The sequence below is a fragment of the Novosphingobium sp. FKTRR1 genome (assembly GCF_020404405.1).
Taxonomy (GTDB): domain Bacteria; phylum Pseudomonadota; class Alphaproteobacteria; order Sphingomonadales; family Sphingomonadaceae; genus Novosphingobium.
Genome location: NZ_JAIZDA010000008.1, coordinates 106,664 through 128,899, shown reverse-complemented (window position 1 = coordinate 128,899; position 22,236 = coordinate 106,664). Strand labels below are relative to the sequence as shown.

General features: G+C 67.9%; 26 protein-coding genes. 15 read left to right on the top strand and 11 right to left on the bottom strand.

Features of this window, described 5'->3' with window-relative positions; translation table 11 throughout:
• Positions 1-2 precede the first annotated feature (2 nt).
• The 7 genes from LDN95_RS10200 to flgB all read right to left on the bottom strand — a co-directional run bounded on the left by LDN95_RS10200 (position 3) and on the right by flgB (position 4,334).
• On the bottom strand, positions 3-668 hold the full coding sequence (locus LDN95_RS10200) for a flagellar basal body L-ring protein FlgH (protein ID WP_226017566.1): 666 nt from the start codon (positions 666-668) through the stop codon (positions 3-5).
• 29 nt (positions 669-697) lie between these two features.
• A complete protein-coding gene (gene flgG / locus LDN95_RS10195) occupies positions 698-1,486 on the bottom strand; it encodes a flagellar basal-body rod protein FlgG (RefSeq protein ID WP_226017565.1) in 789 nt (262 codons plus the stop codon).
• A 67-nt stretch (positions 1,487-1,553) separates the two neighbouring features.
• Positions 1,554-2,294, bottom strand: a complete 741-nt coding sequence (locus tag LDN95_RS10190) for a flagellar basal body rod protein FlgF (RefSeq protein ID WP_226017564.1) — start codon at positions 2,292-2,294, stop codon at positions 1,554-1,556.
• Positions 2,295-2,353: 59 nt separating this feature from the next.
• Positions 2,354-3,181 carry a flagellar hook-basal body protein gene (locus tag LDN95_RS10185; protein WP_226017563.1) on the bottom strand — a complete coding sequence of 276 codons (828 nt, stop codon included), beginning with the start codon at positions 3,179-3,181 and terminating at the stop codon, positions 2,354-2,356.
• An 81-nt stretch (positions 3,182-3,262) separates the two neighbouring features.
• Positions 3,263-3,550, bottom strand: a complete 288-nt coding sequence (locus tag LDN95_RS10180) for a flagellar hook assembly protein FlgD (protein WP_226017562.1) — start codon at positions 3,548-3,550, stop codon at positions 3,263-3,265.
• On the bottom strand, positions 3,550-3,942 hold the full coding sequence (gene flgC / locus LDN95_RS10175; RefSeq protein WP_226017608.1) for a flagellar basal body rod protein FlgC: 393 nt from the start codon (positions 3,940-3,942) through the stop codon (positions 3,550-3,552). The genes LDN95_RS10180 and flgC overlap by 1 nt, the downstream gene beginning before the upstream one ends.
• Before the next feature lie 44 nt (positions 3,943-3,986).
• Positions 3,987-4,334: a flagellar basal body rod protein FlgB gene (gene flgB, locus LDN95_RS10170; RefSeq protein ID WP_226017561.1), complete on the bottom strand. Its 348-nt coding sequence runs from the start codon at positions 4,332-4,334 to the stop codon at positions 3,987-3,989.
• Positions 4,335-4,605: 271 nt separating this feature from the next.
• Between flgB and LDN95_RS10165 the strand changes: the two genes are divergently transcribed.
• From LDN95_RS10165 to LDN95_RS10125, 9 genes are all read left to right on the top strand, one after another.
• Complete coding sequence (locus LDN95_RS10165; protein ID WP_226017560.1) at positions 4,606-5,340, top strand: MotA/TolQ/ExbB proton channel family protein; 735 nt, start codon at positions 4,606-4,608, stop codon at positions 5,338-5,340.
• The gene (locus LDN95_RS10160) at positions 5,337-5,930 is read left to right on the top strand and encodes a hypothetical protein (protein ID WP_226017559.1); all 594 of its coding nucleotides are present in this window, start codon (positions 5,337-5,339) and stop codon (positions 5,928-5,930) included. Before LDN95_RS10165 ends, LDN95_RS10160 begins: the two co-directional genes overlap by 4 nt.
• Positions 5,931-5,970: 40 nt before the next feature.
• A complete protein-coding gene (locus LDN95_RS10155; protein ID WP_226017558.1) occupies positions 5,971-6,492 on the top strand; it encodes a flagella basal body P-ring formation protein FlgA in 522 nt (173 codons plus the stop codon).
• 108 nt (positions 6,493-6,600) lie between these two features.
• Positions 6,601-6,909: a flagellar biosynthesis anti-sigma factor FlgM gene (gene flgM, locus LDN95_RS10150; protein WP_226017557.1), complete on the top strand. Its 309-nt coding sequence runs from the start codon at positions 6,601-6,603 to the stop codon at positions 6,907-6,909.
• On the top strand, positions 6,909-7,271 hold the full coding sequence (locus LDN95_RS10145) for a flagellar protein FlgN (protein ID WP_226017556.1): 363 nt from the start codon (positions 6,909-6,911) through the stop codon (positions 7,269-7,271). Before flgM ends, LDN95_RS10145 begins: the two co-directional genes overlap by 1 nt.
• Before the next feature lie 224 nt (positions 7,272-7,495).
• Positions 7,496-8,395: a lytic transglycosylase domain-containing protein gene (locus LDN95_RS10140; protein ID WP_226017555.1), complete on the top strand. Its 900-nt coding sequence runs from the start codon at positions 7,496-7,498 to the stop codon at positions 8,393-8,395.
• A 5-nt stretch (positions 8,396-8,400) separates the two neighbouring features.
• Positions 8,401-10,560: a flagellar biosynthesis protein FlhA gene (locus LDN95_RS10135; protein ID WP_226017554.1), complete on the top strand. Its 2,160-nt coding sequence runs from the start codon at positions 8,401-8,403 to the stop codon at positions 10,558-10,560.
• Positions 10,557-11,288: a sigma-70 family RNA polymerase sigma factor gene (locus LDN95_RS10130; RefSeq protein ID WP_226017553.1), complete on the top strand. Its 732-nt coding sequence runs from the start codon at positions 10,557-10,559 to the stop codon at positions 11,286-11,288. The genes LDN95_RS10135 and LDN95_RS10130 overlap by 4 nt, the downstream gene beginning before the upstream one ends.
• 74 nt (positions 11,289-11,362) lie before the next feature.
• Complete coding sequence (locus LDN95_RS10125) at positions 11,363-12,187, top strand: SDR family oxidoreductase (protein WP_226017552.1); 825 nt, start codon at positions 11,363-11,365, stop codon at positions 12,185-12,187.
• 26 nt (positions 12,188-12,213) lie between these two features.
• Here the strand turns inward: LDN95_RS10125 and LDN95_RS10120 are convergent, their stop codons facing one another.
• Positions 12,214-12,942 (bottom strand): L,D-transpeptidase family protein, encoded by a 729-nt coding sequence (locus LDN95_RS10120; protein ID WP_226017551.1) that lies wholly within the window; start codon positions 12,940-12,942, stop codon positions 12,214-12,216.
• A 104-nt stretch (positions 12,943-13,046) separates the two neighbouring features.
• Here LDN95_RS10120 and LDN95_RS10115 point away from each other — a divergent pair, with 104 nt between their 5' ends.
• Positions 13,047-13,751 carry a TIGR02281 family clan AA aspartic protease gene (locus tag LDN95_RS10115; protein ID WP_226017550.1) on the top strand — a complete coding sequence of 235 codons (705 nt, stop codon included), beginning with the start codon at positions 13,047-13,049 and terminating at the stop codon, positions 13,749-13,751.
• 32 nt (positions 13,752-13,783) lie between these two features.
• Here the strand turns inward: LDN95_RS10115 and LDN95_RS10110 are convergent, their stop codons facing one another.
• Positions 13,784-14,908, bottom strand: a complete 1,125-nt coding sequence (locus LDN95_RS10110) for an SPOR domain-containing protein (RefSeq protein WP_226017549.1) — start codon at positions 14,906-14,908, stop codon at positions 13,784-13,786.
• 49 nt (positions 14,909-14,957) lie between these two features.
• Between LDN95_RS10110 and LDN95_RS10105 the strand changes: the two genes are divergently transcribed.
• The 4 genes from LDN95_RS10105 to LDN95_RS10090 all read left to right on the top strand — a co-directional run bounded on the left by LDN95_RS10105 (position 14,958) and on the right by LDN95_RS10090 (position 17,838).
• Positions 14,958-15,119 carry a hypothetical protein gene (locus tag LDN95_RS10105; protein ID WP_226017548.1) on the top strand — a complete coding sequence of 54 codons (162 nt, stop codon included), beginning with the start codon at positions 14,958-14,960 and terminating at the stop codon, positions 15,117-15,119.
• A gap of 61 nt (positions 15,120-15,180) precedes the next feature.
• Positions 15,181-15,888 (top strand): ParA family protein, encoded by a 708-nt coding sequence (locus LDN95_RS10100; RefSeq protein WP_226017607.1) that lies wholly within the window; start codon positions 15,181-15,183, stop codon positions 15,886-15,888.
• Positions 15,889-15,901: 13 nt separating this feature from the next.
• A complete protein-coding gene (locus LDN95_RS10095; RefSeq protein ID WP_226017547.1) occupies positions 15,902-16,291 on the top strand; it encodes a hypothetical protein in 390 nt (129 codons plus the stop codon).
• A 35-nt stretch (positions 16,292-16,326) separates the two neighbouring features.
• Complete coding sequence (locus LDN95_RS10090; protein ID WP_226017546.1) at positions 16,327-17,838, top strand: lipopolysaccharide assembly protein LapB; 1,512 nt, start codon at positions 16,327-16,329, stop codon at positions 17,836-17,838.
• Positions 17,839-17,869: 31 nt separating this feature from the next.
• Here the strand turns inward: LDN95_RS10090 and LDN95_RS10085 are convergent, their stop codons facing one another.
• Together LDN95_RS10085 and LDN95_RS10080 are read right to left on the bottom strand one after the other, a co-directional pair.
• Complete coding sequence (locus LDN95_RS10085; RefSeq protein ID WP_226017545.1) at positions 17,870-19,099, bottom strand: dihydroorotase family protein; 1,230 nt, start codon at positions 19,097-19,099, stop codon at positions 17,870-17,872.
• Complete coding sequence (locus tag LDN95_RS10080; RefSeq protein WP_226017544.1) at positions 19,096-20,157, bottom strand: aspartate carbamoyltransferase catalytic subunit; 1,062 nt, start codon at positions 20,155-20,157, stop codon at positions 19,096-19,098. Before LDN95_RS10080 ends, LDN95_RS10085 begins: the two co-directional genes overlap by 4 nt.
• A gap of 84 nt (positions 20,158-20,241) precedes the next feature.
• On the opposite strand from LDN95_RS10080, the gene sppA reads away from it, so the two are divergent.
• Positions 20,242-22,161, top strand: a complete 1,920-nt coding sequence (sppA, locus tag LDN95_RS10075) for a signal peptide peptidase SppA (RefSeq protein WP_226017543.1) — start codon at positions 20,242-20,244, stop codon at positions 22,159-22,161.
• Positions 22,162-22,236 lie beyond the last annotated feature (75 nt).

Here is a 22,236-nt window from a genome sequence, read left to right as displayed (position 1 = left end):
CCCTAGAACGGGGTGATCGCGGAGAAGAACTTCGACAGCCAGCCTTCGCGGCTGGCGCGGCCGATCGAACCGCTGCCGGTGTATTCGATGTGCGCATCGGCCACGCGGGCAGAGGTGACGCTGTTGTCGCCATCAAGGTCGCCCAGGCGCACGATGCCCGAGAACTGGACCCATTCCTGACCCTGACTGAGCAGCAAACGCTTTTCCCCTTTCACAAGGGCCGTGCCGTTCGACCGCACTTCGGCGATCGTCACACTGAGCGTACCGCCGAGCGTGCTGGTCTGAGAGGCATTGCCCTGACCGTTGAACGACGATCCGCCCGAAGCTTTAAGGGCGTTGGGGTCAAGAAACGACAAAGGTCCGGCTGTGGGTGGTACGATGTTGAACGCACCCGACTTCTGTGTCTTGCCCGCAGCGGTCTTGGCCGACGTGAAGTTTTCGACCAGCACGATCGTCAGCGGGTCGCCCACCGCGCGGGCGCGGCGCCCTTCGACCAGCCCGGCATAGCCGAGTGCCGCGTTGAAGATCGCGCCATCGGCCGCCTTGGCTTGCGGCGCTGCGGGCAGGCTGGGAGCAAAGCCTTCCCTGGGCTTGCTTGCCGCCGCGCAAGGTTGGGCGGCCAGCAACGCCAGCAGCAGCGCCAGCAACAGGGCCAGCAGCAGCAGCAACGGTGAAACCAGGGCGGGCCGGGTGCGGATCACAGCGTCTGGTTCGCGTTCTTGAGCATCTCGTCGACCGCCGAGATCATCTTCGAATTGATCTCGTACGAACGCTGGCATTCGATCATGTCGACCAGTTCCTGCACGACGTTGACGTTCGAGGCTTCGAGGTAGCCCTGCCGCAGATGGCCGCGCCCGTTGTCGCCGGGAATGCCGATCTGGGCCTGTCCGCTGGCGGCGGTTTCCCTGAGGAAGTTGTCGCCGACCGCCTGCAACCCGGCCGGGTTGGTGAAGCTGGCGACCGTCAACTGGCCCAACTGGCTGGGTTCGGTGGCGCCGGGCAGGGTGGCCGAAACGGTGCCGTCTGGCGCGATCGTGATCGACTGCGCGCCTTCGGGAATGGCGATCGGCGGCTGCACGACATAGCCTTGCGCGGTGACGAGCTGACCCTCGGCCGATTTCGAGAAATTGCCCGCGCGGGTATAGGCCAGTTGTCCGCCGGGTTGCGCCACCTGGAAATAGCCATCGCCATCGAGCGCCACGTCGAGCGCGTTGCCGGTCTGCTGCAGCGCGCCCTGGCTTTCCTCACGCGTGGTCGCCTGAATGCCGACGCCGGTGCCAAGGTTGAGCCCGGTGGCATAGGCGGTTTCGCCCGAGGACTGCTGCCCGGCCACCCGCGTGTCCTGATAGGCCAGCGTGGCAAAGTTGGCGCGGTCGCGCTTGAAGCCGGTGGTCGCCACGTTGGCAAGGTTGTTGGCGATCACGCGCATCCGGGTATCCTGGGCTTCCAGTCCGGTGCGGGCGACGTGAAGGGCGGATGACGGCATTGCGGGAAACTCCGTAGGTGTCTGCGAGAATCTGGTTCTTTACGGCGGCGGCATCAGGTCAGGCGCATCAGGTCAGGCGCATCAGGGCCGACGAGCGTTCATCAACTTCGCGCGCGGTGGCGACCAGCTTGGTGCGCATGTCGAACAGGCGCTGGGATTCGACCATCTCGACCAGCACCGCGGTGGGATTGACGTTCGACTGTTCGAGCGTGCCGACTTGCACTTTGGCTTCCTCGTCAGCGGGCAGCACGCCGCCGCCGACCACGCGGAACAAGCCGTCCAGCCCTTTCTCGATCCGCGATCCTTCGGTCGATGCGAGCTTCAATCGGGCCACGGGCTGCGGTGGATCGCCCGGCGTCGCCGGGTCGGCGACCAGCACGCTGCCATCGGGTCCGATCGAGACTTTCGAGCCAAGCGGCACCGTCACCGGCCCGCCATCGCCGATCACCGGACGCCCGTCGCCATTGACGAGCAGCCCGGTGGGGTCGAGCGACAGGTCGCCGCGCCGGGTATAGGCCTCGCTGCCATCGTCGGCCTGCACGCTCAGCATGACCGCGCCCGACACCGCCACATCGAGCGGATTGCCCGTTTCGGTCATCGCGCCCTGCCGCATGCTGGCGCCATGGACCGCGCCCTGGCTCATCGCGCGCGCCTCCAGCCCCGGTCCTTTCAGCGTAACCGGTTCGGAGTTGAGCAATTCGGCGCGAAACCCGACGGTCTGCGCGTTGGCCATGTTGCTGGCGATCACGCGCTGGCGGACCATCGACCCGGTCATGCCCGAATAGGCGGTGTAGATCAGGCGATCCATCGCTCAAGGCCTTGTGCTGGTTGTCGGTTGGGTGCGGATCACGGGACGAGGTGCCACGATCAGGTGCGCAAGTTGATGATCGTCGTCGCGATCTGGGTCGTGGTGTCGATCGTCTTGGCATTGGCCTGAAAGTCGCGCTGCGCGGTGATCAGGCTGACCATTTCCTCGGAGATATCGACGTTCGAGCGTTCAAGGCTGCCCGACAGCAGCTTGCCGTATTGCCCGACGGTCGGCTCGCCATAGACCGCAACGCCCGAAATCCCGGTAGCCGTCCAGTTGGACGAGCCTTCCTGCTTGAGCCCCTGCGACGAGATGAACGTCGCCAGCGTGATCTTGCCCACGACCTGATTGGTGCCATCGGCATAGCTGGCGGTGACATTGCCGTTATCGGCCACGGTCACCCCGGCAAAGGCGGAACCTGCGCCATTGGGCAGGCTGGTTTGCGGTACCAGCGCATCGGTCATGGTCGGCGGCGTGGTGGTAAGGTTTCCGGCGCTGTCGGTCGCGAAAACCTGCAACCGGTTGCTCGATCCATCGATGATATAGCCGCCGCCGTCGATCTCGAACGCGCCGTTGCGGGTGAAATAGGTCTGCGCGCCGGTCACCGTCTTGGTGGTGAAGAAGCCATCGCCGTTGACCGACAAATCGAGCGCCGAGCCGGTCTGCTCGATCGGACCTTGCGCAAAGTTCTGGGTGATCGCCTTGACCGTCGAGCCGATGCCCTGAAGCAGGCGCGGGTTGGTGAAGGCGCTGCCCGCCACGATGTCGGAAAACTGCACGCGGCTTTTCTTGAAGCCGTTGGTTTCCGAGTTGGCGATGTTGTGGCTGGTGACGCTCAGGCTGGTCTGGGCGTTCTTGAGGCCGGTGAGCGCGGTGTAGAAGGACATGGGGCGGGGTCTCCGGTGGGCGCCTTGCGGGCAATGTCAGTCTGAGGTGTGGGTCAGTCTGGTGTGTGGGTCAGGCGGCTTTCAGGCGCTCGGAGCGGTTCCGCCCAGCTTGGCGATCTGGTCCGAAATCGTCTTGAGCGTGGTGTTGGTCGCCGCCGTGTTCGACAGCGCCGAAAACTGCGCGAGCTGCGCCACCATCTGCGCGTTGTCGACCGGCGCGGTGGGATCCTGATTGTTGAGCTGGGTGGTCAGCAGCTTCAGGAAATCGCCCGCGCCCATCGTGTCCCAGGTCTTGTGGGTCGAACCGGTCGTGCTGGAAGCGGCGGCGGCGGCGGCGGCACTGCTGGTGCCGGATACGGCTGTGGTCATCACTTCATCCTCATCGTGTCGATCATCAGTTGCTTGGCGGTCTGCATCGCCTCGACCACGTTCTGGTACTGGCGCGATGCTTCGGTCATCTCGACCATCTCGGCGTTTTCATCGACCGGACTGCCCCACACGTCGCCATTGGCGTCGGCGAGCGGGTGGTCCGGGTCGTGCGTGCGGATCGGGTTCGCGTTCGAGCGATAGACCCCGCCGACCCTCACGGTCGAAAGCCCGGTGGACTTGTCCAGCTCCTCGGCGAACACCGCGCGCAACGGGCGATAGGCTTCGGCCTCGGTCCGGGCCATCGTGCCGGCATTGGCGAGGTTCGACGCCGAGGTGTTCATCCGCACCAGTTGCGCCGACATGGCGCGCCCGGCGACATCGAACAGCGTCATCGGGTTGCGGTTGGCGGGGCCGATGGCGTTGGGGCCGGCCACGCTCAATCGCCCTTCAGCGCGCGGGTGACGGTATCGACCCGGCCCTTGATGAATGACAGCGTCGCCGAATAGCCCACGGCGGTTTCGGCAAAGGCGGTCTGCTCGGTGGCCATTTCCACCGTGTTGCCATCGAGGCTGGGCATCACCGGCACGCGGTACTGGGTCGCCGCGCTGGCCGCGCCGCCTGCGCTGGCACCGTTCGACACCGCCTGCAATGCCTTGGCAAAGTCGATGTCGCGCGCTTTGTAGCCCGGGGTGCCGGCATTGGCGATGTTCGAGGTCAGCAGCCCCAGCCGCTGTGAGCGCAGCTCCAGCGCGGCGCCGTGGATTCCGAAAAGACTCTCGCCCATGATGCGGGTTGCTCCGTGCAAGGGATCGTGCAGAGCCTTCACAGCAAAGCGCGTGCCAAACCCGCCTGCCCGCCATCTCAGCCGTTGAAACCCGCGTTCGGACCGGGGCTTTGCGCCAGCGGCGGGGCGGGGTGATGCGCCGGGCATGGCAAGCTTGCAGCGGCAACGGCTTGCCGTGTTGTGGCGAGCAGGCGGCAAAATGCCTCCGCCGACTGAAACGCCGCAGCGTCCGGCCGTTCTTTGCGAGCGGAGGAGGCGTGTTTACCCGACCATGGACTTTGCCCATCTGATCAACCCTGCAGCAGCGGCGATCGTTGGCGGCGGAACGCTGCTGGCCACGGTGCTGCGCTGCGGTCTGGCCGACAGCGGCGAGACGCTGCGCGCGGTGCACGCCTTGATCCGGCGACCGTTCCCGGCGGTGATGGTGCGCAGCGAGGTGGCCGCGCTCATCGCGCAACTGCGTCAGGACGGGCTGTTCCGCGCGCGCAAACGCCCCACCGGCGATCCCGAGTTCGACGAGATGATCGACGCGCTGATTGCCGCGCGTTCGGCCAGTGTGCTGATGGTGCGCCACGCCGCACACCGCAAGCGCCGCCATGTCCGCGCCGTCCGCGCGGCGCGCACGTTGATGACCGGCGCCGATCTGGCCCCGGTCTTCGGGCTGGCGGGTACGCTGATCTCGCTCAGCCAGTTGCAGGCGCAGGGGCTGGCGCGCAGCCAGTTCATGGGGGCGATCTCGCTGGCGGTGGTCACCACGTTGTACGGCTTGCTGCTGGCCAACCTGCTGCTGGCGCCGCTGGCCCGCGCGGTGGAGCGGCGTCATGACCGCGATGAAGCCGCGCGGCAGTCGATCGTCGACTGGCTGGCGGCGCAGGCCTCGATGGTCGCACCGCAACTGTCGTTGCAGCGCCCGCATTCCGATCCCCATCCGCGCGATCCCCATCCGCGCGATCCTCACCCCCGCGATCCTCACCCGCGCGATCCCAACCCGCGTGAGGCGGCATGAGCGCGCACGCCATCGCCAGCGCTCCCAGCGCCGGACCAGCGGGCTGGCAGACGATCCTGGCCGATCTTTCGCTGATCCTGTTCATGGTCACGGCCTTTGCGCTGGCCAATGCGCCCGACGCGCCGTTGCAGCCCGACAACCCGCCCGCACCGGCAAGAAGCTTGCCAGCGCAGGTCCGCCCGGCCACTTCCGCCTCTCCGCAGGCCGAGCCGGTGGCGCTGTGGCGCGACACACCCGGCGCCCCGCCGCTTGCCGTCTGGCTGGCCGAGCAGGCGCGCGATCCCCGGCTGCGGATCACGATCGTGGTGCGCCATCTGGCCCGCCAGCGGACCGAAGCCTTTGCCCGCGCCGACCGGCTGGAACGGGCGGCAGGTCCGCGCGGTGCCGCTGCCCGGCTGGTGATCGAGCAAGGCGCAGCAGACGGCGCCAGCGTGACGGTCGGCTATGACACCGACGGCCCGCTACCCGAGACGTCGATGCAGGGCAGGTCGCCAGCGGGCAGTTCGCCAGCAGTTAGTTCGCCAGCAGTTAGTTCGACAGCGGGCTTCGGGCGTGCGCCATCCGCCGCTGGCATGTTGCTTGCACAATGACGGGTCTGATCGGCCGTTGGCCTACCCGGAGTTTCCCGCGATGACTCATCCCGCCTTGTCCCTAACCGTGCTGGCAGCGCTTGCCGCCGTGGCACTGGCCCACCCGGCAACCGCCGGTGCGCTGGCCCCCCGCTTTGCCGACCCCGTCGCGATCGACAACACCGTTGCCGCGTTCACCGGGCAGGCGATCGGCGTGCCCGGCGGTGCCGCTCTGCCGGTGGACCGGCGCTTGCGGCTGGCGCCTTGCGCGGCACCGCTGGCGCTGTCCTGGCGAGCGAACGCGCACGATACGGTGGTCGTCCAGTGCCCCGATGCCGGTGGCTGGCGGCTCTACGTGGCCGTGGCGGGCGCGGCGCATGGCGATCCGGCGGCCGCTGCGGTGATGAAGGGCGAGGCGGTGACGGTCGCTGCCACCGGTGACGGCTTTTCGGTCTCGCAGTCGGGCGAGGCGCTGGAAGGCGGCGCGGTCGGGAGCTGGATCCGCGTGCGCACCACGGCCAAAGGCGATCCTGTCCGCGCCCGGATCGTCCGTCCGGGATTGGTGGAATTTCCTGCAGATTGAAAAGCTTGCCATCCGTCTGCGGCACGCTCCGGCAAAAAAAGCGCTGGGCCACTTAAAGCCTGCAACGATCTTCCGTTCTTGACGACGAGCAATACACAGGAGTGGGCCATGTCATCGTTTGAAATCGGAGCACCGCGCCCGGTTGGCGCGATTCAGGTCGGTACCGTCGGCGCCGCGTCAAATGCCGCCGCCACCACGCCGACGGCGCCAGCCAAGGACACGACGTCGGTCAAGGACGCCGGCGTTGCCGCGCAAGTCGTCACCAGCGATGCGGTCAAGGCTGGCGATCCGCCGGTCGATGCCGAGCGCGTCGCCACCATCCGCAGGGCCATCGACGAAGGCAAGTATCCGGTACTGCCGGTCAAGATCGCCGATGCGATGATCGCTGCCGGTATGCTGCTGCGGAAGCCGGACTGATGGCTGCGGCCGTGGCCCTGGTGCCGATCGCGGAAGTTACCGACTTGCGCGATACGCTGCGGCACATGCTTGCCGTGCTGGAGGATGAACGGCACGCGCTTGCCGGACTGGATGTCAACCGCATCCTGGGCTGCGCGGCCGACAAGAACGCGCTGTGCGGTCGGCTCGATACCACCGCCAGCGCGCTGGTCGATGAAGAATGCCGTGGCCTGCTTGATGCGGCGCGTCGGTTGAACGAGGCAAATCGCCGCGTGCGCAACCTGATCGCGGCCAATGTGTCGGCCCGGCTCGATGCCATGACCGGCCAGCCCGCGCTGTACCGCACCCATGCCACCACTGCCCGGATCGGTCGCCGCCGCTGACCTGTTCGGCCACCGCAGCCGTTTGGCATGCGGTCTGGCGCAGGGATTGGCACGAGGTTTGCTGAAACCCTTTCCGACGTGCCCGCAACCGGGCATCGGGGAAAGGGTTCCGTGTGAGTTCGGTCCAGAATTCCATTGTCACAGCGCCGGTCAATGCCGCGCCCCTGTCTGCAGTATCGGTGTCTGCACTATCGGTGTCTGCGCCATCTGCGTCTGCATCATCGGTGGCCGCAGCATCTGCGCCTGCAACGCCTGTCAGCGCCGCGATCGCCACGGCCGCGCGCGCGACGGGCAACGACTTTGCCTATCTGCTGGCGCAGGCCCGGCTCGAATCCGGTTTGAACCCCTCGGCGCGTGCGGCCACGTCAAGCGCGCGGGGGCTGTACCAGTTCACCGGCTCCACCTGGTTGCGCACGCTCGACCGGCATGCGGCGAGCTATGGCCTCGACTGGGCCAGCCAGGCGATCAGCAGCGGACGCGTGCGCGATCCGGCGATGCGCGAGCAATTGCTGGCGTTGCGCGACGATCCGCAGTTGTCGGCACTGATGGCCGGGGAGCTGGCCAACGACAACCGGGCCACTTTGTCGGGCGCGCTCGGGCGCGAACCCGACGATGCGGAACTGTACCTCGCGCACTTTCTGGGGGGCGATGGCGCCAGCCGGTTCCTGACCGCGCTGGCAGCCGATCCGGGGCAAAGCGCGGCGGCACTGCTGCCCAAGGCGGCTGCGGCCAACCGTGGCATTTTCTTCGATGGCGGGGGCGCGCGTTCGCTTGGCCAGGTCATGGAGCTGTTGCGCGGGCGGCTGGCTGCGGCCGGGGGAACCGGCACGGGCTTGCCGGACGGCTTCGACACCGCGTTTGCCGACTTCGACCCCGCCCTGCTGGCAGCGGCCAGACGCCCGCCATCGAGCGTTGGCGGCCCCTTGGCGCGCGAATTCCACGCCGCGGCGGCCACGGCGAACGCCTCAGCCGCAACCGCGGGCACGGCGATGGCCGGTGCCGCGCCCGTACCCACCGCCTCGATGGCCGATACGCTGGCAAGCTCCTTCGCCCTGTCCGATTCGCGATCCACCCCAGCGCATGTCCGCGCCGCCTATGGCCGACTGCGGGCGATGGGTCTGTGATCGCCATGTTCAGGCGCTACGTCAGCCCCTCCGCGCTTGCCCTGCCGACCGGCATCCTGATGCTGATCGTGCTGATGATCGTGCCGATCCCGGCGGTCCTGCTCGACGTGTTCTTCGTGCTGAACATCGCGCTGTCGGTCGCGATCCTGATGGCGGCGATGAATGCGGCCAAGCCGCTCGACTTCTCGTCGTTCCCCTCGGTCCTGCTGTTCGCCACTTTGCTGCGCCTGTCGCTCAACGTGGCATCGACGCGCGTGGTGCTGGTCAATGGCCATACCGGCGGCGCCGCGGCCGGTCATGTGATCGAAAGCTTCGGCGAATTCCTGATCGGCGGCAATTTCGCGGTCGGCCTGTTCGTGTTCATGATCCTGATGATCATCAACCTGGTGGTGGTGACCAAGGGCGCAGGGCGCGTTTCGGAAGTGTCGGCGCGCTTCACCCTCGATGCGCTGCCGGGCAAGCAGATGGCCATCGACGCCGATCTTGCCGCAGGGCTGCTCAAGGCCGAGGAGGCCAAGGCGCGGCGGGTGGAAGTGGCGACCGAGGCCGACTTTTACGGCTCGATGGACGGTGCCAGCAAGTTCGTGAAGGGCGATGCCATCGCCGCGCTGCTGATTCTGGGCGTCAACATTCTGGCGGGGTTCTGCCTTGGCATGATCAGCCATGGCCTGACCGCGCAGGAAGCCGCCCAGCGCTACATCACGCTGGCGGTGGGCGACGCGCTGGTGGCGCAAGTGCCATCGCTGCTGTTGTCCATCGCGGCGGCGGTGATCGTCACCCGCGTATCGGACAGCCGCGATCTTGCCGGGCAGATCGGCGGCCAGTTCGCCAACCCCGCCACGTGGTTGCCGGTGGCGGTGATCCTTGGCGCGATCGGTGCCATCCCGGCGATGCCGCAGATCGTGTTCCTGCCGGCAGCGGCGCTTGCCGCATGGCTGTGGTGGACGCTGCGCAAGCGCGCGGAGCGCCTGAAAACCGCCGTCGTCGTCGAAGATGCGCCACCGGTCGATCCGCAGCGGATCACGCTTGAGGACGTGTCCGACCACACGCTCGTCACCATCGAACTGGGTTATGGGCTGGTCCATCTGGTCGACGAGAAGCGCGGATCGCCGCTGGTCGCGCGCGTCACCGGCGTGCGCAAGCAATTGAGCCAGGCCTTCGGTTTCATCGTGCCGCAGTTCCGCGTGCGCGATTCGCTCGAACTGGCGCCGGGCGACTATCGCATCGTGCTGGGCGGGGTGGCTATCGGTGCCGCGACCATCCGCCCCGACCGCATCCTTGCCATCGACGCAGGCGAGGCGCGCGCCGATCACGGTTTGCGCGGCGAACCGACGCGCGATCCCAGCTTCGGCTGCCCGGCGCTGTGGATCGAGCCTGCCGCGCGCGACCACGCCATCGCCGAAGGGTTCCTGACGGTCGATGCCGGAACCGTCATCGCCACCCACCTGAACCAGTTGCTGGGCGAACGGCCGCAGGCGCTGCTCGGCCCCGACGAAGTGCGCGCGATCATCGATGGCGTGCGCGAACGCGCAGGCGGGCTGGTCGAGACGATCCACCCCAATCCGCTGTCGCTGGGCGCGCTGACCCGGCTGTTCCTGGCGCTGCTCGAGGACGGCATCTCGATCGCCCATCCGCTGCCGATCCTCGCCGCGATCGGCCGCGCCGTGCTGCAGACGACCGAGCACGAACGGATGATCGACCTGCTGCGCGCCGACCTTGGCGGGATGATCGTGGCGCGCGCCTGCCCGCCCAACGAGCGTCTGCCGGTGCTGACGCTCGACGCCGGGCTGGAACAGATGATCGTGCAGGGGCTGCAGGATCCGACCACCGGGCAGCCGGTGATCGAGCCCGACCTTGCCCGCAGCATCGGCGAGCGCATCGCGATGATCGTGGCCGAGCGTGGCCCCGGCGCGCCGCCGATCGCGCTGATCGTCCAGCCTCGGGCACGGCGGGCACTGGCGGCGCTGATGCGGGTGCGGGCGCCGGGCTGCATCGTATTGTCGATCGCCGAACTGCCGCCGACCCAGCCGATCGAGGTGCTCGACGTGATCGGCGGCGAGCCACCCCCGCCGGTCGCGCAACTGACCGACCAGAGCCGCGCAACCCATGGCGGCCCCACTTCCGACGATCACCTTGAGCCGTATGCCGAAGGCCTTGCCGCATGAACCACGAACACCGCTCTTTCGCCGCCGCGCGCGCCTATCGCGACGACACGGCCGACCGCATCCGCCGCTTCTTGCCGATGGTTCGCCGTCTGGCCTGGCACGTCCATGGTTCGGGCCGGGTGGGCATCGAACTGGAAGATCTGGTGCAAGCCGGGCTGGTGGCGCTGACCGAATGCGCGCGCAAGCACTCCGGCCCGACCGAGGATGGCTTTGCCGCCTATGCCAAGCTGCGCGTGCGCGGCGCGATGGTCGATCTGGTTCGCCGCATCACGCCGATGTCGCGCGGGGCGTCGGACAAGCGCAAGGTGCTGCGCGACCAGATCATGGCGCTGGGATCGGCGCTCGGGCGTAATCCGTCCGAAGTGGAACTGGCCGAAGCGATGGGGATCAGCCCGCACGAACTGGCCGAAATCCGCGCATCGAGCGAGCCCTTGCGGTTCGAGGCGATCGATGACGCCTACTCCGAAACCGACATGGCCTATGCCGACGACCGGCCCGACAGCTTCGCCATCCTTGCCGACAACGAAACCCGCGCGGTGGTGGCCCGCGCCATCGCCGACTTGCCCGAGCGCCTGCAGATGGTGATCCAGTTGTACTTCGTCGAGGAGCTCAATCTGGCCGAAATCGCCAATGTGCTCGAAGTCAGCGTGCCACGGGTCCACCAGTTGAAAGCGCAGGCGCTCGACAAGTTGCGCAGCCTGCTGGGCGACGGTTTCGACTTGCTCTGACGGGCGCTTGCATCCGCGTTGCTGTCGGTTTAATCGGGCGATTAACGATAACGACTTGCCGCGAGGATGCCTGCATGACCGATTCTCCGTTCCGCTCCGATGTGCTTGCCGGCAAAGTCGCGTTCATTGCCGGGGGGACCAGCGGCATCAATCTGGGCATTGCCAAACGCTTTGCCGAACTGGGCGCCAATGTCGGCATTCTGGGGCGCAACCCGGAAAAGGCCGCCGCCGCCTGTGCCGAAGTCGCCGCCGCCAGCGGGCAGGGGGACGGTTCGGGCAAGGCGGTGTACCGCACCGCCGACGTGCGCGACTATGGCGCGATCCGCACGGCGATGGAGGAGGTGCGCGGCGAACTGGGCGCGTTCGATATCGTCATCTCGGGCGCGGCGGGCAACTTCCTGTCGCCGGTGCTGGGCATGTCGGCCAATGCGTTCCGCGCGGTGGTCGATATCGACCTGATCGGCACCTTCAACGTGTTTCGCGGTTGCCACGATCTGCTCAACCTGCCGGGCGCCTCGCTGATCGCGATCACCGCGGGCCAAGCCGAACACGCCATGGCGATGCAGGCCCATGCCTGCGCGGCAAAGGCCGGGATCAACCAGTTGATCCGCACTTTGGCGCTCGAATGGGGGCCTGACGTGCGCGTCAACGGCATCTCGCCCGGCCCGATCGCCGATACCGAGGGGATGGCCCGGCTGGCGCCCGACGAAACCACCCGCGCGGCGCACTATGCCCGCATCGCGATGAAGCGCTGGGGCACCTGTTTCGAGATTGCCGAGGCGGCGGTCTACCTCTCCACGTCGGCGGGCAGCTATGTGACCGGGGCGATCCTCGATGTCGATGGCGGCAGCAGCGTCGGCGATGCCAGCCGGTTGGACACCGGCAAGGGACTGGCCTGAGGGGAGCGGGCCTGAGGTCGCAAAATTCAGGACTTTGGTGTGGCTGATCCGGTCGCGATGATCGGGTCGCCCACGCCCATGCGCTTGCCGTCGGTGATGATCACCCGGTCGCCCAGACTGGCCACGGCGAACAGCCGCCTGGCGAATTCATTGGGCACGCCGACGCAGCCGTTGGTGGCATAGCCGATTTCCACCTTGCTGCCGTGGATCGACACGCCATCGTTGGTCAGCCGCAACATGTAGGGCATCGGCGCATCGTAGAGCGAGGACACGTGGTCCTTGTCCTTCTGCGTGATCGGGAAAATGCCGAGCGGGGTCGGCTTGTCGCCATAGCCTTTCAGGATCGCGGTCGCGCCGATCTCGTGCCCGTTGCGGAACACCGACAGCACCCGCGCCTCAAGATCGACGGTGATCACCACCGGGCCGGGCTCACCTTTGGATTCGTCCCAATAGAACTGGCCGAACTTGATCGGGCCGGGGATCGACAGGATCGACTTGACCACGAACGGGGCCTGCGCGGGCGGCGTGGCCGGGGCGGGCGCCTGTGGGGGAGACGCTGCTGCAGGAGGTGGGGGTGGTGGGGCGGAGTCCGCTACGGCCGCATCGGTCGCCGCGCTCTGGCCGCTCCAGACGGTGCGCGCCAGATCGGTGCCGACGCTGAACGCCAGCATGATCGCCAGTCCCGCCGCGATCAGCCCAAGGCCCGGCACCAGCCAGCGCTTGCGGAATCGGTCGAGCGGAGAGCGGGCGGGCATGCGGTTCCTTTCTGGTCCGCGCTCCATACCGCATAACCCTTAAGATTGGCCATCGGATGATGCGTCAGCGCAGGGCAAGGCCGGACGTGCTAGGCGCAGCAAGCATGGATTCGCTGTACCGCCATCTTGAAACCGCCGTCCCCTGGCTGCTCAGCCTGCCCCCGCTGGTGGTGGCGGCGCTGGTCGCCATCGCGTTGAGCGTGGTCGGCAGCGCGATCCGCCGCCCCTTGCCGTTGCTGGGCGCGCCGCTGCGGCTGGCCGGAAACCTGATCCTGCTGGTGGTGTTCGGGCTGGCCGTGCTGCGGTTTGTCCGCGAACAGCCGGGGCTGGACGGGCTTGGCGATAATCTCGGCACCGATCTTGGCAGGGATTTCGGCGGGGCGCTGAGCACTCCTGCCCAGACCGTTGCGGGAGGGGAAACGCGGGTGCCGCTGGCGCGCGACGGCCATTACTGGATCGCGGCGCGGGTGAACGGCGCGCGCGTGCGGTTCATGGTCGATACCGGCGCCACCTTGACCGCCTTGTCGCAGGAAAGCGCCGATGCGGCCCGGCTCAAGCCCGATCCGCTAAGCCTGCCGGTGACGGTTCGCACCGCCAACGGGGCGGTTCAGGCGCGGATGGCGCGGCTGGATGAAGTGCGCTTCGGCTCGATCGTCGCGCGCGACATGGACGCCATCGTCACCCCGACGACCGGCGGGCTGAACGTGCTGGGCATGAACTTCCTGTCGCGGCTCAAGGGCTGGCGGGTGGAGGAGGGCGTGTTGATCCTGACCCCGCGCCACCCGCAAGCGGAAACCGCCGCTCCCTAGGCGGCCTCGGCAGCGTGGACAGTTCCTCGGCGTCAGGGGCGGATCACCATGCAGGCAAAGCCCGCCGTTTTGAGCGTGGCACAGGCGCGCTCGGCACTGGCTTCCGAATACCCGCCCGCCATCAACCGCGTCACGCCGCTGCCCGCATCGCTGCGCGGGTGCCCGGCGACTTCGGGCCGCACGCGCAAGCGCGCCCACAGCGCATCGGCATTGGCTTTCACCCCAAACGCGCCGAACTGGATGCGCCAGGTGCCGGTCGATGCCGAGGGAGCAAGCCGGGGGGCAGTCGCCGGTGCGGACCTCGACGCAGGGGTAGGCGGGGGGGCAGGCGGGGGCGCAGGTGCAGCCCGGGGCGGTGCGTCGTCCTCCGCGCTGGCCGCAGCACTGGCAATCGGTCCGGGGGCGGTTTGTGCAGGCGGCAGCGCGACCGTGGGCAAGGCGCGCGGTGCGCCCGATGCAGCAGCGGATACGGCGGGTGCGGCCGGGCGCGACGCAGCGGCAGCGCTCGGCGCGACGCCAAGGTCGGTTGCGGCGAACTGGCGGCTGCGCACCGCTTCGGCCTGTCGCTCCAGTTCCTGCGCCAAAGCCGCGCCCTGCTGGCGCTGTTCGATCGGGATCGCCTCGTTCATCGCGCCCAGACTGGTCACCGCCTGCTGCAGCCCGCTGGCGGCGGCGCGGGTCATCAGGGCATAGGCCCGCACCCAGTCACGCGCGACGAAATCGCCGTTGTACGCGGCAATCCCAAGCACATACATCGCGCGCGGCTCACCACGCTCGGCGCTGGCATTCAGCCAGGGTATCGCGGCGGTCTGGCGGCTCGTCTGGAACAGCAGGATGCCATAGTTGTCGGCCGCGCGGGCGTGCCCGGCCTTGGCGGCTGACAAGTACAGCGCTTCGGCCCGCGTCAGGTCGAGCGGGACGCCGCGCCCCAGTTTGTAGGCCTGCGCCAGATTGAACTGCGCATCGGGATCGCCCTTTGCCGCCGGGCCCTGCCATTCGCGCACGGCAGTGGTGAAGTCGCCGTTGCTCCATGCATCGACCCCGGCCTTGACGTCGGCATGGGCGGTTATCGGCAAAAGCACCGCCCCGATGGCGGCAAGTTTCAGTCCGTACGCTGCCAACACTTGTCCCATCGTAAAGCCCTGAACTTCGCGCATCTGTGCTCCGCCCCTGAATCCTGCGGTGCCGACCTAAGGATATCACCTCATGGTAAACGAAGCCGTAGCCAAGGTCATGTCCAATATCGTCGGGCCAATCACCGTAGTTACGGCGATCATGTGGTTCTGTGCATTGTCCATTCCACACGACTGGCCGGGCACTTTGCCATGCAGCGCCAATGCGAAAGGCAACCGCCGGTCCGATGCTTAACCAAAATTTGACGGTGTTCTGCAATTCTTTGCGATGACCGTTCATGTTTCGGGGATCAGCTTTGCGCGTATTGGCATTGGCATCGCAAAAGGGAGGCTCGGGCAAGACAACCCTGTCGGGCCACCTTGCCGTGCAGGCGCACCGCGCCGGCGCCGGACCCGTGGTGATCATCGACATCGACCCGCAAGGTTCGCTGGCCGACTGGTGGAACGAGCGCGAGGCCGACAGCCCGGCCTTTGCCCAGACCACCGTGGCCCGTCTGGCGGCAGATTTGCAGGTTTTGCGCGCGCAGGGCTTTCGCCTTGCCGTGATCGATACGCCGCCCGCCATCACGCTGGCCATTCAGGCGGTGATCGCGGTTTCGGAACTGGTGCTGGTGCCCACCCGCCCCTCGCCGCACGATCTGCGCGCGGTCGGCGCCACCGTCGATCTGTGCGACCGGATGGGCAAGCCGCTGGTCTTCGTCGTCAACGGCGCCACGCCCAAGGCGCGAATCACCGCCGAAGCCGCCGTCGCGCTCAGCCAGCACGGCACTGTCGCGCCGGTCACGATGCATCACCGGACCGACTTTGCCGCCTCGATGATCGACGGACGCACGGTGATGGAGGTCGATCCGTCAAGCAAGTCCGCCGCCGAAGTGGCCGCGCTGTGGACGTATGTGTCCGAGCGGCTCGAAAAGAATTTCCGCCGCACCGTGTTCGCGGTCCCCGGACTTGCGGGCGGCGCGGTTCACCCCGGTGGCTTCGGCCGCCGTGTCGCCGGTTCGTGAAGGAGTGGCTGCCGTGATCACCCTGCCGCACTCGTACGCTGCGCTGACCCCGGCCCTGCTTGCCCGCAAGGGTGGCGCGCGCCCGGCACAACGTATTTCCCCGCGCCCGCTGACGGTCGAGGACATCCAGCGCCTGCTCGATGTGGCTGCCGCTACCGAAGCACCCGTGGCACCCGCATTGCCGGTGGCGGGCCTTGCCAGGCCCCCGGCCGATGTTCCGCTGCGCGAGCGGGCGGCGGCGTTCACTTTGCGCATCGCGCCCGAGCGGCACCGCCGGTTGCGGCTGGCCTGCATGCTGGCCGACCGCAGCGCGCAAGTGCTCATCACCGAAGCGATCGACCATTTGCTGGCCACCGTTCCCGGCCTCGAATCGATCGCGCCGGTCGCAAGTATCGAACCCTGATCCCACCCGAATCCCGATCCTTAAGGCACGTTCCGATGACCAAGCTCATTACCTCGCTACGCCCGATCCGTTTTGCCAGCCTGTGTCTGACGACGGCGCTTGCGGCCGGTCTGCTGGTCGGTTGCAGCAGCGCTGCGCCGCGTCCCGGCAAGTTTGCCCGGAACGCCGAACAGGCGCTGCAGGGCGGGCAGGTGGACAAGGCCGTGGCGCTGGCCGAACAGGCGGTCGCTGCCGATGGACGCAACCCTGCCTATCGCCTGTTGCTGGGCAATGCCTACTTGCGCGCAGGGCGCTTCGATTCGGCCCGCGCGGCCTATGACGACGCGATGGAACTGGGCGAGGACGGCGGCAAGGCGGCGCTCAGTCTGGCCTTGGCGCAAGTCGCGCTGGGGCGCGGGAACGAGGCGGTCGATACCCTGAACACGTATTCCGATGCGATTCCGGCGCGCGATCTGGGACTGGCGCTGGCGCTGGCCGGGCAGACCGGGCGGGGTGCCAAGCTGCTGACCGACCTGCTGCGTGGTGGCGAAAACACCCCCAAGGTGCGCCAGAACCTTGCGCTGGCCTATGCGCTGGATGGTAGCTGGCGCGAGGCCGGGATCATGGCGGCGCAGGACGTGCCTGCCGACCAGCTCGACGCGCGGTTGAGGTCATGGGCGGCGCTGGCCGGACCCGAAAAGGCGCAATTGCGCGTGGCGACCCTGCTGGGCACGCCGGTGCGCAACGATCCGGGCCAGCCCGCGGCGCTGGCGCTTGCCAATTTCCGGCCTGCTGGCAGCCAACCGCAATCGGCCACCGCAACCGCTGCAACCGCTGCTCCGGCGCCCTCCACCGCCGAGCCGGCACCCGCCGATCAGGGTAGCGACCCGCGCAAGGCAGCCGCGCTGGCCAAGGCCGCCGTGGGCGAACTGCCGCCCGTCGGCGGTGCAGCCATCGCGGCGCCTGCGGTTGCCGATGCATCGTCGGTTGCGCCGCGCGCGCAGCTTGCCGCGATCGACCTGCCGCCCGCTCGCACTGCGCCGCCCGCCCGCACTGCACCGCTCGCTGGCACCCTGCCGCCAGCGGCACCGGCCAGCGGCGTGCAGATGATCGCCGCACGCGCCGGTGCTGCCCCCGTCATCGCGGCGCAAGCGCCCGTGGCTCGCGCCGTTGGCACCACGGCTGGCGTCAAGTCCGGCGCATCCGGCGCATCCGGCGCATCCGCAGTGGCCACTGTCGCGGTTGCGGCTCCGGCCGAACGCAGCACGCATGTGGTCCAGCTTGGCGCTTTCGCCACCCCCGGCGGAGCGCGTCGCGCCTGGCGGCACTTCGTCGCGCGTGACCCCAATCTTGCCGCTTATCGCAGCGTGATCGCCCGCGCGACCGTGCATGGCCGCGAATTCTGGCGGGTTCAGGCGGCGGGCTTTGCCGGGTTTGCTTCGGCGCGCAGCGTGTGCGGATCGGTCCGGTCACGCGGTGGCGCCTGTCTGGTGATGGCCGCCGCGCACGAACCGGCGGCACCTGCGATCACCGCACCGGCGCCTGCCCGCTTCGCGCGCAACCCGTAAGACCAAACCTGCAAACACGGGCGGCGGCGGATCAGTCGATCCGCTTGCCGCCCTTGAACAGCGCGTTGACGCGGCCCTCCACGGGCCTGCGGTCGAACGGGGTATTGCCCGCGCTGGCCGCCATCCGGTCCGAATCGACCACCCACGGGCGTTCGGCGTCGATGATCGCGATGTCGGCCTCGGCGTCGGTTTCAAGCACGCCAGCCCGCACTTTCAGCAGCCGCGCCGGGTTGGCGGCAAGCAGGGCAAAGGCGCGCGCCAGATCGATGTGACCGTCACGCACCAGCGTCAGCGTCAGCGAGAGCAGCGTTTCGGCTCCCGCCATGCCGGGCTCCGCATCGACGAAGGGCAGGCGCTTGTCCTCGGGCCCGCGCGGATCGTGGCCCGATGCGATCACGTCGATCGTGCCATCGGCGATCGCGGCGATCACCGCGCGCCGGTCCGCATCGCAGCGCAGTGGCGGCGACATCCGGCAGAACGTGCGGAAATCGATGATTTCAAGGTCAGACAGCATGAAGTGGGCAGGCGTCACCCCGGCGGTCACGCGCAAGCCCTGCGCCTTGGCCGCGCGCACCAGATCGAGCGAACGCGCCGTCGTCACCTGCCGGAAATGGATGCGCGCTCCGGTCAGTTCGGCCAGCGCGATGTCGCGCGCCACTGCCAGCGCTTCGGCTTGCGCAGGTGCGCTGGGCAGGCCCAGCCGCGTCGCCATTTCGCCCGCCGTTGCCACAGCCGACCCGGTGATCCCGGCGTCCTCGGCATGGGTCACGACCACCATGTCAAGCATCGCGCAATAGGACAGCAGCCGCAGCATCACCCCCGAATCGCCGATCCAGCGGCGGCCGGTGGCGACCGCGCGGGCTCCGGCATCGCGCATCAGCGCGATTTCGGCCATTTCGGCACCCTCAAGCGCGCGGGTGGCGGCGGCAAGCGGGTGGATCCACATGTCCGGCTTGCCCGATTGCGCGGCAAAGCGCACCCGCGCCGGGTGATCGAGCGGCGGGCCCTGATCGGGCATCAGCGCGGCGCGGGTGATCCCGCCGAAATGGAACGCGGGCTTGTCCACCGCAAAGACGCCCAGATCGACAAGGCCTGGGGCGATCAGCGCCCCGCGCGCATCGAACACTTCGTCATCGGGCTGAGGCGCGATGGCGCCGAGCGCGACGATCCGGCCATTCTCGCAGCGCAATGCGCCCGGTTGCGGAGCGCCCTCGGGCAGCACCAGTCGGCCGTTGATGATGGTCAGCGGACGCGGGGTCATGCCCTCTCTCCCGTTGACATGGCGTCTCCTGCCAGCGGTTCCCAGCCGGGAACACCGCGCGCGCGGCGGGTCAGCACGTCAAGGCAGGCCATGCGGATGGCGACCCCGCTTTCCACCTGCCGCGTGATCAGGCTGCGGCTGATGTGATCGGCCACCTGGCTGTCGATCTCGATGCCCCGGTTCATCGGGCCGGGGTGCATGACCAGCGCGCCCGCGCCAGCTTTTGCCAGCCGGTCGAGCGTCAGCCCGTAAAGATGGCGGTATTCGCGCGGGGAGGCGATGAACTGGCCCTGCATGCGTTCCTGCTGAAGCCGCAGCATCATCACGATTTCGGCCCCATGGAGCGCGGCGTCGAAGTCGTGGAACGGGGTCACGCCCATCGTCTCGATCTCGGCCGGCATCAGCGCGGGCGGCGCGCAGACCCGCACTTGCGCACCCAGCGCGGTCAGGCTGAGGATGTTCGAGCGGGCCACCCGGCTGTGCAGGATATCGCCGCAAATGGTGATCTTCAGCCCGTTGAGGTCGCTTCCCGGCGCAAGGTTCAGCGCGTGGCGGATGGTCAGCGCATCGAGCAGGGCTTGCGTCGGGTGTTCGTGCTGTCCGTCTCCTGCATTGAGCACGGGGCAATCGACCTTGTCGGCGATCAACCCGACCGCGCCCGAACTGGCGTGGCGGATGACGATGGCATCGGCGCGCATCGCATTGAGCGTCATCGCCGTGTCGATCAGCGTTTCGCCCTTCTTCACGCTGCTGGTGGCGGCCTGCATGTTGACCACGTCGGCACCCAGACGCTTGCCCGCGATCTCGAAGCTGAGCAGCGTGCGCGTCGAATTCTCGAAGAAGGCGTTGATGATGGTCAGGCCCGACAGCACTTCGGCGCGCTTTTGCGACTGGCGGTTGAGTTCGACCCACTGCTCGGCCTCGTCGAGCAGATAGAGGATTTCGTGCCGGGCGAGCTTGCCGATCCCGGTCAGGTCGCGGTGCAGGAAGGCATTGCCGCCGGCCGGATAACGACCGGAAAGCGGAGCCTGATCTGGATGGGGATTCGATGGTTGCATCGAAGTCGATTCCCTAGGTGCCTTGGCGGGCGCTGCCAAGTGTTTAGGCTGGTACAATCCATGCAAGCTTCGTAGATATCCCCCATGAAATTTGCCCGCTCGGTCTGGAAGATCCTCGTCGCGATCAAGGACGGCCTCGTCCTTGCGTTCCTTCTCCTGTTCTTTTTCGCGCTGTTTGCCGCTTTGTCGATGCGGCCAGCACCCGGCGGGGTCAAGGACGGTGCGCTGGCGATCACCTTGGACGGACCGCTGGTTGAAGAACGCACGCAGTTCGATCCCACTTCGCTGCTGATGTCGGGCGCGGCCCCGCAGAAGGAATATCTGGCGCGCGAAGTGGTCCGCGCGATCGAGACGGCGGCCACCGATTCGCGGATCAAGGCGATCACCATCGACCTGGAGAAGTTCCCCGGCGGGCGGCAGGTCACGCTGGAGCGGGTCGGCGCGGCGATCGACAAGGCCAAGGCTGCGGGCAAGCCGGTGCTGGTGCGCAGCGTGCTCTATCAGGATGGCGCGCTGCTGCTGGCGGCGCATGCCAGCGAGGCGTGGATCGATCCGGTCGGCGGCGCCATGCTCAGCGGTCCGGGCGGAACCCAGATTTATTACAAGGCCTTGCTCGATCGCCTGCAAGTCAAGGCGCACGTGTTCAAGGTCGGCACCTACAAGAGCGCGGTCGAACCCTACATCCGCGAAAATTCCTCGCCCGAAGCGAAGCAGGCGACGACTGCGGTGCTCGCGGCGGTGTGGCAGAACTGGCAGGACAACGTGCACAAGGCGCGGCCCAAGGCTGACCTTGCCAAAGTGATCGGCGATCCGGTCGGCTGGTTGCAGGCGTCAGGCGGCGATGCTGCCAAGGCTGCGGTGCAGGCGGGCCTGCTCGACAGGATCGGTGACAAGGTCGCGTTCGGCAAGCGCGTGGCCGAACTGGTCGGCGCCGATGCCGATGGTCCCGACGGCGCGTTCAAGGCGACCAGGCTGTCGGCCTATCTGGCCGACAAGCGCCCTTCGACCAGCGGCAAGGCGATCGCGGTGGTGACGGTTGCGGGCGATATCGTCGATGGCGAAGCGGGGCCGGGCTCGGCCGGCGGCACGCGCATTGCCGATCTGATCGACAAGGCGGCGGCCAAGAAGGACTATGCCGCGCTGGTGGTGCGGGTCGATTCGCCGGGCGGTTCGGTGCTGGCGGCCGAGCGTATTCGCGCCGCCATCGAACGGATCAAGGCAAAGAAGCTGCCGGTGATCGTGTCGATGGGCACGCTGGCGGCCAGTGGCGGCTACTGGGTTTCGACTCCGGCCGAGCGCATCTTTGCCGAACCGGCGACGATCACCGGGTCGATCGGCATCTTCGCGATCATCCCGACCTTTGAAAGCACGCTGGCCAAGGCCGGGATCGGCACCGATCCCTTGCGCATCACCCCGCTGTCGGGCCAGCCCGACGTGATCGGCGGCCTGACCCCGCAGATGGAGGCGATGATCCAGTCCGAGATCGAACAGGGCTATGGCCGGTTTGTCGGACTGGTCGCGCAATCGCGGCACATGACCCCGCAGGCGGTCGACAAGATCGCGCAAGGGCGCATCTGGGACGGCGGCACGGCACGGCAGATCGGGCTGGTCGATGAATTCGGCGGGCTGGACGAAGCACTGGCCTATGCCGCCAAGCGCGCCGGAGCCACCACCTGGCATCCCGTGTTCCTTGGGCAGGACGAGGATTCGTTTTCAGGCTTCCTGACCGCGCTGCTGGGCGGCGACGATGCCGACGGCGACGCTGCCTCGGCCTCGGCCTCTGCCGATCTGGCCGGGCGCGTGGCGCAGATGCAGGGCTCGCTGGTGGCGCAAGTCAGCGCCGGTCTCGACCGCCTGATGGGTCAGGGCGGCATGCAGGCCTATTGCCTCGAATGTGGCGGAATGCAGGGCATGGACGCAGGCGCGCAAGGCGCGGCCGGTGCATCGTCCCGGCACAATGCCGGGTGGCTGGCCACGGTGGCGACATTGCTCCATCTGCGTTGAGGTCAGGCTCCGTCGCCCATCCGCAGACCGGTGCGGGAGCGGGGCTTGCCCTTTTGTCGTGGCTGCGATAGGGGC

What these genes read in the sequence shown, in the direction of transcription:
- LDN95_RS10080 (WP_226017544.1), bottom strand. Translation starts at nt 20,157, where the DNA reads ATGCAACCATCGAATCCCCATCCAGATCAGGCTCCGCTTTCCGGTCGT.
- LDN95_RS10145 (WP_226017556.1), top strand. Translation starts at nt 6,909, where the DNA reads ATGGCTGCGGCCGTGGCCCTGGTGCCGATCGCGGAAGTTACCGACTTG.
- flgC (WP_226017608.1), bottom strand. Translation starts at nt 3,942, where the DNA reads ATGACGCTGTTCGATGTCGCCGGGCGCGCCATGTCGGCGCAACTGGTG.
- flgM (WP_226017557.1), top strand. Translation starts at nt 6,601, where the DNA reads ATGTCATCGTTTGAAATCGGAGCACCGCGCCCGGTTGGCGCGATTCAG.
- sppA (WP_226017543.1), top strand. Translation starts at nt 20,242, where the DNA reads ATGAAATTTGCCCGCTCGGTCTGGAAGATCCTCGTCGCGATCAAGGAC.
- LDN95_RS10105 (WP_226017548.1), top strand. Translation starts at nt 14,958, where the DNA reads ATGGTAAACGAAGCCGTAGCCAAGGTCATGTCCAATATCGTCGGGCCA.
- LDN95_RS10115 (WP_226017550.1), top strand. Translation starts at nt 13,047, where the DNA reads ATGGATTCGCTGTACCGCCATCTTGAAACCGCCGTCCCCTGGCTGCTC.
- LDN95_RS10160 (WP_226017559.1), top strand. Translation starts at nt 5,337, where the DNA reads ATGAGCGCGCACGCCATCGCCAGCGCTCCCAGCGCCGGACCAGCGGGC.
- LDN95_RS10155 (WP_226017558.1), top strand. Translation starts at nt 5,971, where the DNA reads ATGACTCATCCCGCCTTGTCCCTAACCGTGCTGGCAGCGCTTGCCGCC.
- LDN95_RS10180 (WP_226017562.1), bottom strand. Translation starts at nt 3,550, where the DNA reads ATGACCACAGCCGTATCCGGCACCAGCAGTGCCGCCGCCGCCGCCGCC.
- LDN95_RS10185 (WP_226017563.1), bottom strand. Translation starts at nt 3,181, where the DNA reads ATGTCCTTCTACACCGCGCTCACCGGCCTCAAGAACGCCCAGACCAGC.
- LDN95_RS10090 (WP_226017546.1), top strand. Translation starts at nt 16,327, where the DNA reads ATGACCAAGCTCATTACCTCGCTACGCCCGATCCGTTTTGCCAGCCTG.
- LDN95_RS10125 (WP_226017552.1), top strand. Translation starts at nt 11,363, where the DNA reads ATGACCGATTCTCCGTTCCGCTCCGATGTGCTTGCCGGCAAAGTCGCG.
- LDN95_RS10135 (WP_226017554.1), top strand. Translation starts at nt 8,401, where the DNA reads ATGTTCAGGCGCTACGTCAGCCCCTCCGCGCTTGCCCTGCCGACCGGC.
- flgB (WP_226017561.1), bottom strand. Translation starts at nt 4,334, where the DNA reads ATGGGCGAGAGTCTTTTCGGAATCCACGGCGCCGCGCTGGAGCTGCGC.
- LDN95_RS10190 (WP_226017564.1), bottom strand. Translation starts at nt 2,294, where the DNA reads ATGGATCGCCTGATCTACACCGCCTATTCGGGCATGACCGGGTCGATG.
- LDN95_RS10120 (WP_226017551.1), bottom strand. Translation starts at nt 12,942, where the DNA reads ATGCCCGCCCGCTCTCCGCTCGACCGATTCCGCAAGCGCTGGCTGGTG.
- flgG (WP_226017565.1), bottom strand. Translation starts at nt 1,486, where the DNA reads ATGCCGTCATCCGCCCTTCACGTCGCCCGCACCGGACTGGAAGCCCAG.
- LDN95_RS10130 (WP_226017553.1), top strand. Translation starts at nt 10,557, where the DNA reads ATGAACCACGAACACCGCTCTTTCGCCGCCGCGCGCGCCTATCGCGAC.
- LDN95_RS10165 (WP_226017560.1), top strand. Translation starts at nt 4,606, where the DNA reads ATGGACTTTGCCCATCTGATCAACCCTGCAGCAGCGGCGATCGTTGGC.
- LDN95_RS10110 (WP_226017549.1), bottom strand. Translation starts at nt 14,908, where the DNA reads ATGCGCGAAGTTCAGGGCTTTACGATGGGACAAGTGTTGGCAGCGTAC.
- LDN95_RS10085 (WP_226017545.1), bottom strand. Translation starts at nt 19,099, where the DNA reads ATGACCCCGCGTCCGCTGACCATCATCAACGGCCGACTGGTGCTGCCC.